A 13,336-nucleotide genomic window follows, 5' to 3' on the forward strand; every position below is an offset into this window, starting at 1 on the left:
AGCGGAGACACACCATGTCCGGATCCCGTATCACCTTCCTCCAGGGCCAGGCCGACCAGGGCGCCGCGCTCGCACGCATCGCCGAGCGCGTCCGCACCCAGCTCGCCGACCCCGCTCTGGCCCCCCTGCACGCCGCCCGCCGCCCGCTCTTCACCGGGATCGGCGCCTCGTACGCGGCCCTCGCCGTCCCGGTCCAGCAGTTGCGCGCGGCCGGGGTGGTCACCCAGCGCGTGCTCTCCAGCGAGATCGAGACCGGCACCGCCGGCTTCGACACCGACGCTCTGATCGCCGTCTCCCAGGGCGGCCGCAGTTCCGAGACCCTCGCCGCCTTCCAGCGCGCCGCCCCCGGCATCACCCGGACCGCACTGCTCAACGTCGTGCCGTCCCCGCTCGGCGACCTCGCCGACCTGACCGTGGACCTGGGCAACGAGCCCGACTCCTACGCCTCGACCATCGGCTACACCGGAACCGTCCTCGCCCTCGACCTGATCGCGGGAGCCATCGCCGGGCGGCCCGCGACCGAGGACCCCTGGGAGCGGATCGCCGAGCAGACCACTGCGGTCCACGAGCAGGCCACCGGGGTCATCGCCGGTCTGCGCGAGCGCGGGGCCCGATGCATCGCCTCCGACGGGGTGGCCGCGGGAGCCTCCAGGGCGTCCGCCGAGGAGGGCGCGCTGCTGCTGCGCGAGGTCGTGCGGATGACCGCGGCGGCCTCGGCGACCCGCAACTACCTGCACGGCGAGATGGAATCGGCGGGCAACACCCTGCACCTCGTCTTCGGCGACGGGCGCGAGATCGAGCTGGCCCGCTCCCTCTCCGACGCCGGTCACCTGACCCTGTTGATCACCACCGCCGAGATCGAGGCGGCGGACCACTTGGCCGTCGTCCGGCTGCCGCGGTGCGCGGACGCGGTCCGGGTGGTCCTGGAGACCGTGGTCCTGCAGGAACTGGTGGCCCAGCTCAGCGACGAACGCGGCGTGCCGATCGAGTCCTTCGTCTTCGCCAACGACGACACGAAGGAAGGCGGACTGGACATGTCCGACTTCGAGGTGGCCGCCCACACCCCGGCGAGCTGAGCGCTCGGCCCGGGGGCGGACCCCGCCCCCGGGCGCCGGTCGCCGCCTGAGATCATCGGGCCATGGACCTGGAGGACGTACTGCGGCGACTGGCCCCGGTGGGGCCGTTCTTCACCGTGCCGTGCGCCGAGCAGCCGCCCGGGCCGGGATTCCGTCCCCTGACCGAGCTGTACGGCGACCACCTCGCGGAGTACGTCGGCGAGATCGGCCGGCGCATGGGCACCGGCCCGGGCCGGGTGGCCGCCTCCACCGCGCAGTTCGGCCTCGCCTCCCGCCTGTGGTCCCTCGGGCTCGGCTGCGCGGCACTGTCCGGGCGGGTGCCGGACCTGGCTCCCGACCGGGTGTGGTGGCGACTGCCGGACGCGGGGTCGCTGGAGCTGTGGCTGCCCGGACCGGTGGACCTGCCCGGGGAGGAACTCGGGGCCACCGTGCTCGGGAACCTCGCCGTGCTGGAGGCGGGGCTGCGGGCCCGGTACGCGCTGTCGCCGCGGGTGCTCCGGGGGAACGCCGCCTCCGGGCTGGTCGGCAGCCTGCGGGTGCTGCTCGACCGGGTCCCGGGAGGTGACGCGGTCGCCCTGACCGCGGCGCTGCTGGCCGATGAGGGACCGCTGGGCGCCACCGGCACCTTCGTGCACGAGGAGGGGCTCGGGGTGGCCTTCGTACGGCGGAGCTGCTGCCTCTACTACAAGGCGCCGGGCGGCGGCCTGTGCGGGGACTGCGTGCTGCGGACCCGGTAGCCGGGCGGCGCGGGCCGGGCGGGCGGTGGCGGTCCGCCGGGCAGGTCCGTTCGGAGCAGTGGCGGGTGTGGCGCCGGGCGACCCGCCGTAGCGGCCTCCTACCGTCCCGAGCATGACGCACCGTCGCACCACCCCGCACCAGCCGCCGCCCGCGCCGCTGCCCCCGTCCGTCCTCTCCCGCCGCGCGGCGCTGGCCGGGATCGCCGCGGGGGCCGGGGCCCTCGCCGCCGGCGGCGCCGTGGCCGCGGCACCGGCCCGGGCCGCCGCGGTGGGCGGCGCCGCCGTGCGGCCGGGCTCGGCGGTCGAGCCGGACGCGGCGCCCGGTGCCATGAAGCTCTTCACCGACCCCGGCTTCAACTTCGCCGCCCTGTTCGCCCTCGGCGCCGCGGGGATGCGGGCCTCCGAGGTCGGCGAGGTGCTGACCGCCGTCAACTCCGTGAACTCCGCCGGGGCGTCCGAGCAGACCTTCAGCGACACCTTCCGCGGCTGGGGCGAGAAGCTCGCCGCGCCCCCGCCCGCCGGGCGCCACGGCCACGAACCGCCCTCCCAGACCCGCCGCTTCCGGGCGCTACGGGCCTCGCAGTACTTCGCCCAGAGCCTCTTCTACGTCCTGGGCACGGCGAAACCGGCTGACGAGAAGGCGGTGTACCTGGCCGGTGCGGCGGCCTGGGACACCTTCGCCTCGCTGTGCTCGCCGGCCGCCGAGCGCGCGCGGGTCCCGTACGAGAAGACCCACCTGCCCGTGTGGTTCTTCCGCCCCGAGGGCCCGGAGCGGCCGCGTCCGACGGTCATCCTCACCAACGGCAGCGACGGTCAGAACGTCGACATGTGGACCTACGGCGTGTCCGCGGCCCTCGACCGGGGCTGGAACGCGCTGGTCTACGACGGTCCCGGCCAGGGCCGGCTGCTGTTCGTCGAGGAAATGCCCTTCACCACCCGCTGGGAAGGGGTGGTCGCCCCGCTCATCGACTGGCTGGACCGCCGCAAGGACGTGGACAGCGGTCGGATCGCGCTGACCGGTATGAGCATGGGCGGCAATCTGGTGGCCCGCGCGGCGGCCTTCGAGCACCGCCTGGCGGCCCTGGTCTGCATGCCGGGCTGCGTCAGCCCCTGGCTCGGCTTCGACAAGACGCTGCGGGACGTGGTCACCGCGGACAAGGAGGAGACGAACCGGAACTGGAACGAGCAGGTGGTCCCGGACCTCTCCCCGCAACTGGCCTACCTCGTGAAGAAGCGGTTCGAGATCTTCTCCCGGGAGGCGCTGCGCGAGGCCAGGGCCGGCCGGGTGTTCAAGGACCTGTGGACCCCGGCCCAGCGGGCGATCGGCCTCGACGTCACCGCTCTGGTGCCGAGGATCAAGACGCCGACCCTGGTCCTGGACTACGAGGCCGAGCAGTTCTACCCGGGCCAGCCCCGGCAGATGTACGACCTGCTGCGGGCCCGGCGCGAGTACGTGAAGCTGACCGGGGCCACCGGGGCGCAGTTGCACTGCTCCCCGATGGCCCCGCAACAGCACTGCGATGTCGTCTTCGACTGGCTCGCCGACATCCTGCGGCGCTAGCGCACGGGCGTGCCCGTCACGCCGTTCCCGCCCGGCACCCTAGAAGGTGAGGTTCCAGGCGTCGATCTTGCCGGTGTCGGAGTTGGCGTTGTCGTTCACACGGAGCTTCCAGACGCCGTTCGCGACCTCCGAGGAGGCGTTGACGGTGAAGGTCTGGACGATGTTGTCCGTGCTGCCGCCGGTCCGGTTGGACAGGGTGTAGACGCTGCCGTCGGGTGCGACGAGGTCGACCTTCAGGTCACCGATGTAGGTGTGCTTGATGTCCACGCCCACCTTGAGGGTGGCGGGCGCGTTGCCGGTCACCCCGCTGACGGTGATCGGGCTCTCCACGGTCGCGTTGTCGTTGATCGCGAAGTCGGCGGTGTTCTCGAAGTACTTGCCGGCCGGCGGGGTGGAGCCGCCCACCGCCTTCAGGGCGTCGACCTGGCCTTCGCCGAAGAAGGAGTTGTTGGCGGCGGTCCCGGTGCAGCGGCCGTCCGACGGGCAGGCGATGTCGTTGGCCTGGGTGGCCAGCTTGTCGCGCAGCTGCGCCGGAGTGATGCCGGGGTTGGCGCTCGCGAGGAGCGCGGCCACGCCCACGACGTGCGGAGTGGCCATCGAGGTACCGCTCTTGGTGCCGTACTTGCCGCCCGGGAGGGTGGAGTAGACGTCGCTGCCGGGGGCCGCCACGTCGATGACGCCCGCGCCGAAGTTGGAGAACGAGGCCTTCGTGGTGCCGGTGCCGTTCGCCGCGACGGTGACCACGCCCGGAAGCTCGGTCGGGATGTCGAGGCAGGCGTTGGTGATGGTCCGGGTGACCGGCGTCGAGTCGTTCGGGCTCGCCGAGTCCGTGGTCTTGTGGGCGAGGTCGTAGTTCTCGTTGCCCGCCGCGGCGACCTGGAGCGAACCCTTGCCCTCCGCGTACTCCTGGGCGCGCTTGACGCCCTCGATGATGGCGGCCTGGTCGATGTTGTCCGGGCAGTTGAACTGCCACGGGTCCGTGTAGTAGCTGTTGTTGGTGACCTTGAAGCCGTGGTCACCCGCCCAGACGAAACCGCAGATGGTGTTCTCGGCGAAGAAGAACGAGTTGCCCGGCTCGGCGACCCGGACCGCGGAGATCTTCACGCTCGGGGCCACACCGACGACGCCCTTGCCGTTCTTGGCGGCGGCGATGGTGCCCGCGACGTGCGTGCCGTGGGTGTCCACGTCGCGCCAGGCGCCGGCGCGGGTGTCCGGCTTGCCGTAGGCGCAGGAGACCGAGTCGGCCGCGTTGAAGTTCGGGGCCAGGTCCTGGTGCTGGTCGTCCACACCGGTGTCCAGGATGCCGACCTTCACGGAGGACGAACCGGTGGTGACGGCCCAGGCCTGGTCCGCCTTGATCTGGCTCATGTCCGCGCGGACCGGCTCGCCCGCGGGGGTCGTGGACTGCGCCGGGTTGGCGGGCAGCGCCGGGTTGTAGGCGTCGGCCGGAACGTCCGAGGTGCGGGTGGCGCCGACCTGCTGGACCCCGCTGACCCCGCGCATCGTGGAAGCGAAGGAAGCGGAGGCCGAGTGGGCGACGATCACGCCGATGGCGTCGAAGTTCGAGAACACCGTGCCGCCGTTGGCCGTGACGGCCGAGCGGACGGCGGAGCTGTCACCGGGAGCGGTGATCACGAGGTAGGCACGGGTTCCGGCAGCCCAGGTCGCACTCTGGGAAGCCGGGGCCGCGGCCCGGGGAGCCGGGGCGGAGGCCCCGGACGGTGCCACGGGGGCGGTGCCGGCGAGCGCGGCGGGTGCCCCGAAGGTCAGTGCGGCGCCGAGGGCGGCGGCCAGCACGAGGGTACGTCGAGGTCGGCTGGATATGTGGGGTATCAATGCGTCCTCCGAAGGGCCCGGTGGTGCTGGTGGTACCTACCGGGCCGTACGAAACGAGTGGTGGACGCAAGATGTCAGAAGCGTGCCCCTATATGGAAGTACCTTTTACCGCACGCCGGTTATCGGATGGTTGGCTGAAAATCGCCCCTGGCTAGGGGTGTCGGTGCCGGCCGGGCTGGGCACCGTGGGGGGAGAGCCCTGCCCGGCCGGTCCGACGCGCGTACCGGGAGGCGCCGCTCTATACCGGTACGCCGTCTTTGCCCACGGCCGGTTGGCCGGGTACGGGGGTGGACACCGCGTCCTCGCGCGCGGGGTCGTCCCCCTCGGCGTGCTCGCCGTCGGTCAGGCTCGCCTCGTCGAAGGGCAGGCGTCCCGCGAGGACTTCGGTGGCCCGGTCCCGGTCGAACTCCTTGGTCCAGGTCCCGATCAGCACGGTCGCCACCGCGTTCCCCGCGAAGTTCGTCAGCGCCCGCGCCTCGCTCATGAAGCGGTCGATGCCCACGATCAGGCCGACGCCGTCGACCAGTTCGGGTCGGTGCGACTGGAGGCCGCCGGCCAAGGTGGCCAGGCCCGCGCCGGTCACCCCGGCGGCGCCCTTGGAGGCGATGATCATGAACAGCAGCAGCGAGATCTGCTCACCGAGCGCCAGCGGCTTGCCCATCGCCTCGGCGATGAAGAGCGAGGACATCGTCAGGTAGATCGCGGTGCCGTCCAGGTTGAAGGAGTACCCCGTCGGCACCGTGATCCCGACCACCGGCCGGGACACGCCCAGGTGCTCCATCTTCGCGATCAGTCGCGGCAGCGCCGACTCGGAGGAGGAGGTGGACAGGATCAGCAGGAACTCGCGGCCCAGGTAGCGCAGCAGCGCGAAGACGCTGACGCCCGTGCACACCCGCAGCAGCGTCCCGAGCACCACGAGGACGAAGAGCAGGCAGGTCGTGTAGAAGCCGATCATGATGACCGCGAGGGACTTCAGCGCGTCGACGCCGGTCGCGCCGACCACCGCCGCCATCGCCCCGAAGGCACCCACCGGCGCCGCCCACATGATCATCGCGAGCACCCGGAAGACCAGCTTCTGCAGGTGCCCGATCCCGCGCAGCACCGGCTCGCCCGCCGTTCCCAGCGCCTGGAGCGCGAATCCGCACAGCAGCGCCACCAGCAGGGTCTGGAGCACCTCGCCCCCGGTGAAGGCCGACACCATCGTCTTGGGGATGATCCCCAGCAGGAAGTCCGCGGTGCTCTGCGCCCCGCCCGCCTTCGCCTGGGCCTCACCCGCGCCGCGCACGGCCTCGGTCAGGTGCAGCCCGCTGCCCGGCTCCAGCAGGTTGCCCACGAGCAGCCCGATGGCGAGCGCGACCGTGGACATCACCATGAAGTAGCCGAGTGCGAGCCCGCCCACCGCGCCCACCTTGGCGGCCTTGCGCACCGAACCGATGCCCAGCACGATCGTGCAGAAGATCACCGGCGAGATCATCATTTTGATCAGATTCACGAAGCCCGTCCCGAGGGGCTTCAGCTCGACGGCCGTGCCGGGTGCGGCCAAGCCCGTCGCGATGCCGAGCAGCACCGCGACGATCACCGCGATGTAGAGATAGTGGGTCCTGTCGCGCCTGGCGGCCACGTCGCCTCCTGAAGATGAATACGTCCCGCGCCGACCATGGCCCACCCTGTGACCCCGGTCACCCTTGCGTTCATTGAGTTCACGGCCGGGTGCACACTGAGCGCCATGTTCCGTTTCCCCCGTCCGCGCAGCCTCGCGGGCCAGCTCTTCGCCATGCAGGTGGTGCTGGTCGCCCTGGTCGTCGCCGGCTGCGCGGTCTTCGCGTACGCCACCGCGCGCCGCCAGGCCGAGGAGGCGGCCGAACGCCAGGCGGGCGCCGCCGCCCGTGCCGTGGCGGACTCGCCCTCCGTACGGGAGGCGGTCCACGGCCCCGACCCCTCCGCCGCGCTCCAGCCCTACGCGGAGCGGGTGCGGACCGACACGGGCGTGGACTTCGTGACGATCATGGCCCCCGACGGGCGCCGCTGGACGCATCCCGACCCGCACCGGATCGGCGAGCGCTTCCTCGGCAACACGGCCCGCGCCCTGCGCGGCGAGACCTTCAGCGAGACCTACACCGGCACCCTCGGCCCCTCGATCCGGGTGGTCACCCCGGTCGTCGACGACGGCCGGGTGACCGCCCTGGTCAGTTCCGGCATCACGGTCCGCGCCATCAGCGACCGGCTCGGCGGGCAGCTGGCCGCGCTCGCCTGGGTCGCGGCGGCCGCCCTGGCCCTGGGCGGCGCGGGAACGTACGTCGTCAACGCCCGGCTGCGCCGGCACACGCACGGGATGAACGCGGCCGAACTGAGCCGGATGCACGACTACCACCAGGCGGTCCTGCACGCCGTCCGGGAGGGCCTGCTGATGCTCGACGGGCAGCGCAGGGTCACCCTCATCAACGACGCGGGTCGTGAACTGCTCGGGCTGAGCGGGGAGGTGCGGGGCCGGGGCGTGGCCGAGCTGGGCCTACCGGCACCGCTCACCGGCGCGCTGCTCGCCGACCGCTCCCGGGTGGACGAGGTGCACCTGAGCGCCGACCGGGTCCTGGTCGTCAACAGTTCACCGGTGGCGGGCGGTGGCCGGCACGGCACCGTCGTCACCCTGCGCGACCACACCGAACTCCAGTCCATGACCGGGGAGTTGGATCACGAGCGGGGCTTCACCGAGGCGCTCCGCTCGCAGGCCCACGAAGCGGCCAACCGGCTGCACACCGTGGTGTCCCTGATCGAACTCGGCCGCGCGCAGGAGGCGGTGGACTTCGCGACCGCCGAACTGGAGCTGGCCCAGGCGCTCACGGACGAGGTGGTCACCGCCGTCGGCGAGCCCGTCCTGGTGGCCCTGCTGCTGGGCAAGGCGGCCCAGGCGCACGAACGCGGGGTGGAGCTCGTGGTCACCCCCGACAGCGGGCCGCTCGCCGCGGCGGACGCCGCGCCCCCGGCCCGCGACCTGGTCACGGTGCTGGGCAATCTCATCGACAACGCGGTCGACGCGCTCACGGGCACCCCCGGCGGGCGGGTCCGGGTGACGGTGCGTCCCGGCGGCGGGGAACTACTGCTGCGGGTGGCCGACAACGGGCCCGGGCTGCCCGCCGGCGCGGACGTCTTCCTGCGCGGCTGGTCCGGCAAGGGGGCGGGGCGCGGGCTCGGCCTCGCGCTGGTGCGCCAGGCCGCGCAGCGGCACGGCGGGAGCGTGAGCGCCGCCGAAGCGCCGGGCGGGGGCGCGGAGTTCACCGTACGGCTGCCGCTCGCGGCGGGGGCGCGGACGTGAGCGGCGGGGCGTCGCCGGTGCGGGTGCTGGTGGTCGAGGACGACCCCGTCGCCGCCGCCGCGCACGCGCTCTACGTCGGCCGGGTCCCCGGCTTCACCGCCGTCGCGGCGGTGCACTCCCTCGCCGAGGCGACCCGGGCCCTGGAACGGACCCCGGTCGACCTGCTGCTGCTCGACCTCGGCCTGCCCGACGGCAACGGGCTCCGCTTCGCCCGCGGGCTGCGCGCCGCCGGGCATCCGGTGGACGTGATCGTGGTGACCTCGGCGCGTGACCTGGCGGTGGTCCGCGAGAGCGTATCGGTGGGCGTCGTGCAGTACGTGCTCAAGCCCTTCGCCTTCCCGACGCTGCGCGAACGGCTGCTGCGCTACGCCGAGTTCCGCGCCGCCGCCGGAGAGGCGGCGGGCCAGGACGACGTGGACCGGGCGCTCGCCACGCTCCGGCCGCCCCGCCCCGCCGAGCTGCCCAAGGGGCTGAGCGCGCCCACCCTGGACCGCTTGGCCGCCCTGCTGCGGGCGGCGCCCGAGGGGCTCACGGCGGCAGGGGCCGCCGGGGCGGCGGGCACCTCCCGGATCACCGCCCGGCGCTACCTGGAGCACCTGGTGGACACCGGCCGGGCCGCCCGCGCGCCCCGGTACGGCCAGGTCGGCCGCCCCGAGCTGCACTACCGGTGGCTGGCCGCCGGCGATCAGACCGAGGCGGGCTCGGTGTCGAAGGTGTAGAACTTGCGGTGGTCGAGCATGTCCGCCGGGGTCACGTCGTTCCACGGCCGCATCGTGTCGTGCAGGTCCACCACGTCCGGGGTGCCCGCGGCGGGCAGGTACGGCGACTGCGGGTGCTTGGCCTGCCACTCGGCCCAGAGCTTGTCGACGTAGGCGTGGTGCATCCAGAACACCGGGTCGTTGGGCGAGACGCCCGTACCCATCTGGCCGCCCACCCAGACGTGCACGCGGTTGTGCAGGTTGACGCCGCGCCAGCCCTCCAGGTTGTTGCGGAAGCCGTTGGAGGCGCTGTTCCAGGGGGCCGCGTCGTAGACGGCCATGGCGAGGACGGAGTCGACCTCGGCCTTCGTCGGCAGCTCGGCGACCCCGGTGCCGAGCGCGCGGCGCAGGTAGGAGCGGCCGTCGACGCGGACGTTCACCGGCCACTTCCCGGCGGCGTAGGCGAAGGGCCCGTCCATCACCTGGCCGTCGCGCGCCCGACCGGTGCCGCCGAGGAAGTCGGCCGCCCACAGCGAGGAGCGGGAGGTGCGGTCGGCCGTCCAGTCCCAGTAGGGCAGGGCCACGGTCGGGTCGATTCTCTGGAGCGCCGTCTCGAACTCGATGAGGAAACGGCGGTGCCAGGGCAGGAAGGAGGGGGAGCGGTGGCCCACCCGGTCGCTGCTGTCCGTGTCGGACATGATGAAGCCGTTGTGCGTGGTGACGAACCGGTCATAGCCGCCGGTCCGCTTGAGTTCCACCAGCGCCGAGGTGAAGGCGCGCTTCTCGGCGGGGGTCAGGGTCGCCTGGTTCTTGCGCACGGTCATCACATGCCGCCCATCGGGACGAGGGCGGCGCCCTGGAGCTCGCGCACGGCGGCGCGGGCGAGGGAGGGCAGGTCGGCAAAGGTCTCGTAGTGGTTGACGACGCTGATCCAGGTGGTGTCGGCGTTGCGCATCACGTGCAGTTCGGCGCCGTCTATGCGGACGGTCGGCGTGCCGGGGGAGTGGTGGCCGCCGTGGTGGCCACCGCCCTGCGCGGGGGTTATCCGTATCCGGCGGCCCTGGTAGACCTCGTCGAGGGTGTCGCCCGTGCGGGGTGCGGGCACGGTCGCGGTGGCGGGGAGGGTGGCCGCGTGCGCGGTGGCGGCGATGCCGAGGACGCTGAGCGCGCCGGCGGTGGCCCCGAGGGCCCGGCGGCGGGTGATCTGGTTCATGGGAGGAGGATGATCATCCCGGTCCGCCCGTTCAACCGGCGGGATCCGATCCGGACATCTGCGGATATGTTGCACACAGAACCAGTTTGGTGATCTTCCCGTGCGAACCGTCTCCAGTGGCCCGAACGGGAAGATCACTTGTCATGACCCTACGCGACAGTAATATCTCCGGTCGCGCGGGGTGGCTATGGGGAGGGTCACACTGCGGAGTCGACCGGAAGACGTAGGGTGAAACGACCTCCCGGCCCCGCCCCGGCGTCCAGTGTTCCGCCGTGCGCCACCGCGATGTCGCGCGCGATCGCCGGCCCCGGACCCGTGCCGCCCGCGTCCCGGCTGCGCGAGGCGTCGAGCCGGGTGAACCGGGTGAAGACCCGCTCGCGCTCCGCCTCCGGTACCCCGGTTCCGTCGTCGCACACCTCCAGCACCGCCACCGCGCCCCTATAGTCCCGATATGGCACTTCATGAGATGAAGGAAGCAACCGCCGCAGCCGCCCCCGCCCGTGACGAACGCGTCGACTACGCCACGGATGTGTTCGCGTCCCCGCTCAGCGGCGAGGTACTGCCCAAGTACCGGATGCCGGCGGACCACTCGCCCACCGAGGTCGTCTACTCGCTGCTCCACAACGAACTGCTGCTCGACGGCAACGCGGCCCAGAACCTGGCCACCTTCTGCACCACCTGGTCCGACGACGGCGCCCGCCGTCTGATGGACGAGTGCATCGACAAGAACATGATCGACAAGGACGAGTACCCGCAGACCGCCGAGATCGAGTCGCGCTGCGTGAACATCCTCGCCGACCTCTGGAACGCCCCGCCCGGCGGCGCCGCGACCGGCTGCTCCACCACCGGTTCCAGCGAAGCCGCGATGCTCGGTGGCCTCGCCCTCAAATGGCGCTGGCGGGCCCGCCGCAAGGCCGAGGGCAAGCCCGCCGACCGCCCCAACCTGGTCTGCGGCCCCGTGCAGATCTGCTGGGAGAAGTTCGCCCGGTACTTCGACGTGGAACTGCGCCAGGTCCCCCTGGAGCCCGGCGCCACCGGACTGCGCCCCCACCAGCTCGCCGCGTACGTCGACGAGAACACCATCGGGGTCGTCGCGATCCTCGGCGTCACCTACACCTGCGACTACGAGCCGGTCGCCGACCTCGCCGCCGCACTCGACCGGATCCAGGCCGAACACGGCTGGGACGTCCCGATCCACGTGGACGCGGCCAGCGGCGGCTTCGTAGCCCCCTTCCTGCACCCCGACGTGGTCTGGGACTTCCGGCTCCCCCGGGTGGCCTCCGTCAACACCTCGGGCCACAAGTACGGGCTCGCGCCACTGGGCGTCGGCTGGATCGTCTGGCGCACCGCCGACCTGCTGCCCGAGGAACTCGTCTTCACGGTGGACTACCTCGGCGGCAACATGCCGACCTTCGCCCTGAACTTCTCCCGCCCCGGCGGGGAGATCATCGCCCAGTACTACCTGTTCCTGCGGCTGGGGCGGGGCGGATACCGGCGCGTGCACCAGGCCTGCGCCGACACCGCGGCGTACCTGGCCCGGGAGGTCCAGGGCATGGGCCCCTTCACCCTCCTGTACGACGGCCAGGGCGGCCTCCCCGCCGTCTGCTACACCCTCACCGACCCCGGGGCGAGCGGCTTCACCCTGTACGACCTCTCCGACCGGCTGCGGATGAGGGGCTGGCAGGTGCCCTCCTACCCGCTGCCCGCGGACCGGGCCGAGACCGTCGTCCAGCGCGTCCTGATCCGGCACGGGGTGACCCTCGATCAGATCGCCCTGCTGGTCGGCGACCTGCGCCGGGCCGTGGACCACCTGACGAAGGCGCCCCCGACCCCCGTGGCCGACCCGCAGCCGGGCTTCCACCACTGACCGCGACACCGGCGCACGGATGAACTTGGCCGCCGCCCGGCGCGGGCTGCCCGGGCGGCGGCGGTGGCGCACGGACCGTGGGGGGCATGCCCCGAACCCGCGTGACCGCTCTCGCCGCCCTCGCCACCGCCCTCGTGCTGTCCGGCTCGCTCGCCGCCCCGGCCGCGGCCCGCGGGGGTCCGGGGCCGTCCCCCGGGCCCGCCGCGCAGCGGGGGATCACCCCGCGGGTGCTGCCCGACCACGGACCGCCCCGCCGCGACCCCGAGGTCTTCCGGGGCGAGGGCTTCGACGCCTGCGCGGCTCCCTCGCTCTCCGCCATGCGGGCCTGGCGGGACCACTCGCCGTACGGGGCCGTCGGCATCTACACCAGCGGCAGCCAGCGGCACTGCGCGCAGCCGCGGCTCACCGCCGAGTGGGTCCGCCGGGTCCAGGCCATGGGCTGGCGGCTGGTTCCGGTCCACGTCGGCCGCCAGGCACCCTGCACGTCGTACGCGCACAAGCCCGGCAGGATCGATCCTGCGCGGGCCGTCGAGCAGGGCCGCGAGGAGGCCGTCGAGGCGTTGGCCGGACTCCGCGGGCTGGGGCTCGGCGCCGGCACCCCGGTGTACCTGGACATCGAGGCGTACCCCTCCGCCGAGCCGCGCTGCGCGCAGGCCGTGGTCGACTTCACGAGCGGCTGGACGCAGCGGCTGCACCGGGCCGGGTACCGCGCGGGCTACTACTCCAGCCTCGGCTCCGGGCTGGCCGACCTGGCCGCCGCCGCCCGCGCGGGCACCGCACCGCTGCCGGACGCGGTCTGGTACGCCCGCTGGGACCGGCGGGCGGACACCGCCGACAGCGGCGCGCTGGCCGCCGGGCTCTGGCAGGGGCACCGGCGGATCCATCAGTACCGGGGCAACGTGCGGGAGACCCACGGCGGGGTGACCCTCACCATCGACCGCAACCTCGTCGACGCCCCGGTCGCGGTCCGGCCCGATGCGTCGTCCGGCTGACCCGGTCCCGGGCCCCGGCTGCCCCGGCCCCGGCCGCCCCGGCATG

General features: G+C 73.1%; 12 protein-coding genes. 7 read left to right on the forward strand and 5 right to left on the reverse strand.

The features are described 5' to 3' along the window. Positions 1–14 precede the first annotated feature (14 nt). The 3 genes from ACIBEA_RS02135 to ACIBEA_RS02145 all read left to right on the forward strand — a co-directional run bounded on the left by ACIBEA_RS02135 (position 15) and on the right by ACIBEA_RS02145 (position 3,374). On the forward strand, positions 15–1,076 hold the full coding sequence (locus tag ACIBEA_RS02135; protein WP_399256940.1) for an SIS domain-containing protein: 1,062 nt from the start codon (positions 15–17) through the stop codon (positions 1,074–1,076). Between the two features lie 62 nt (positions 1,077–1,138). Continuing rightward, positions 1,139–1,813 (forward strand): (2Fe-2S)-binding protein, encoded by a 675-nt coding sequence (locus ACIBEA_RS02140; RefSeq protein ID WP_399256942.1) that lies wholly within the window; start codon positions 1,139–1,141, stop codon positions 1,811–1,813. A 112-nt stretch (positions 1,814–1,925) separates the two neighbouring features. Beyond that, on the forward strand, positions 1,926–3,374 hold the full coding sequence (locus tag ACIBEA_RS02145) for an alpha/beta hydrolase family protein (protein WP_399256944.1): 1,449 nt from the start codon (positions 1,926–1,928) through the stop codon (positions 3,372–3,374). A gap of 39 nt (positions 3,375–3,413) precedes the next feature. Here the strand turns inward: ACIBEA_RS02145 and ACIBEA_RS02150 are convergent, their stop codons facing one another. Beyond that, positions 3,414–5,171 (reverse strand): S8 family peptidase, encoded by a 1,758-nt coding sequence (locus ACIBEA_RS02150; RefSeq protein ID WP_399256947.1) that lies wholly within the window; start codon positions 5,169–5,171, stop codon positions 3,414–3,416. Between the two features lie 277 nt (positions 5,172–5,448). After that, positions 5,449–6,831 carry a cation:dicarboxylate symporter family transporter gene (locus tag ACIBEA_RS02155; RefSeq protein ID WP_399256949.1) on the reverse strand — a complete coding sequence of 461 codons (1,383 nt, stop codon included), beginning with the start codon at positions 6,829–6,831 and terminating at the stop codon, positions 5,449–5,451. Between the two features lie 105 nt (positions 6,832–6,936). On the opposite strand from ACIBEA_RS02155, the gene ACIBEA_RS02160 reads away from it, so the two are divergent. Both ACIBEA_RS02160 and ACIBEA_RS02165 read left to right on the forward strand, forming a co-directional pair. After that, positions 6,937–8,520 carry an ATP-binding protein gene (locus tag ACIBEA_RS02160; RefSeq protein ID WP_399256951.1) on the forward strand — a complete coding sequence of 528 codons (1,584 nt, stop codon included), beginning with the start codon at positions 6,937–6,939 and terminating at the stop codon, positions 8,518–8,520. Next, positions 8,517–9,239 (forward strand): response regulator, encoded by a 723-nt coding sequence (locus tag ACIBEA_RS02165; RefSeq protein WP_385779690.1) that lies wholly within the window; start codon positions 8,517–8,519, stop codon positions 9,237–9,239. The genes ACIBEA_RS02160 and ACIBEA_RS02165 overlap by 4 nt, the downstream gene beginning before the upstream one ends. Here the strand turns inward: ACIBEA_RS02165 and ACIBEA_RS02170 are convergent. The 3 genes from ACIBEA_RS02170 to ACIBEA_RS02180 all read right to left on the reverse strand — a co-directional run bounded on the left by ACIBEA_RS02170 (position 9,206) and on the right by ACIBEA_RS02180 (position 10,862). Continuing rightward, positions 9,206–10,042 carry a tyrosinase family protein gene (locus tag ACIBEA_RS02170; protein ID WP_399256953.1) on the reverse strand — a complete coding sequence of 279 codons (837 nt, stop codon included), beginning with the start codon at positions 10,040–10,042 and terminating at the stop codon, positions 9,206–9,208. The genes ACIBEA_RS02165 and ACIBEA_RS02170 overlap by 34 nt on opposite strands. Continuing rightward, entirely contained in the window at positions 10,042–10,431 is a 390-nt protein-coding gene (locus tag ACIBEA_RS02175; protein ID WP_399256955.1) for a tyrosinase family oxidase copper chaperone, read from the reverse strand. Before ACIBEA_RS02175 ends, ACIBEA_RS02170 begins: the two co-directional genes overlap by 1 nt. A gap of 197 nt (positions 10,432–10,628) precedes the next feature. Next, positions 10,629–10,862: an ATP-binding protein gene (locus tag ACIBEA_RS02180; protein WP_399256957.1), complete on the reverse strand. Its 234-nt coding sequence runs from the start codon at positions 10,860–10,862 to the stop codon at positions 10,629–10,631. A gap of 20 nt (positions 10,863–10,882) precedes the next feature. Here ACIBEA_RS02180 and ACIBEA_RS02185 point away from each other — a divergent pair, with 20 nt between their 5' ends. Next, positions 10,883–12,298, forward strand: coding sequence for a glutamate decarboxylase (locus ACIBEA_RS02185; RefSeq protein WP_399256959.1), 1,416 nt, complete (start codon positions 10,883–10,885; stop codon positions 12,296–12,298). Positions 12,299–12,384: 86 nt separating this feature from the next. Then, positions 12,385–13,290, forward strand: a complete 906-nt coding sequence (locus ACIBEA_RS02190; protein ID WP_399256961.1) for a DUF1906 domain-containing protein — start codon at positions 12,385–12,387, stop codon at positions 13,288–13,290. The last annotated feature ends 46 nt before the right edge of the window (positions 13,291–13,336 follow it).

This window comes from Streptomyces sp. NPDC051555 (genome assembly GCF_044454405.1).
GTDB lineage: Bacteria > Actinomycetota > Actinomycetes > Streptomycetales > Streptomycetaceae > Streptomyces.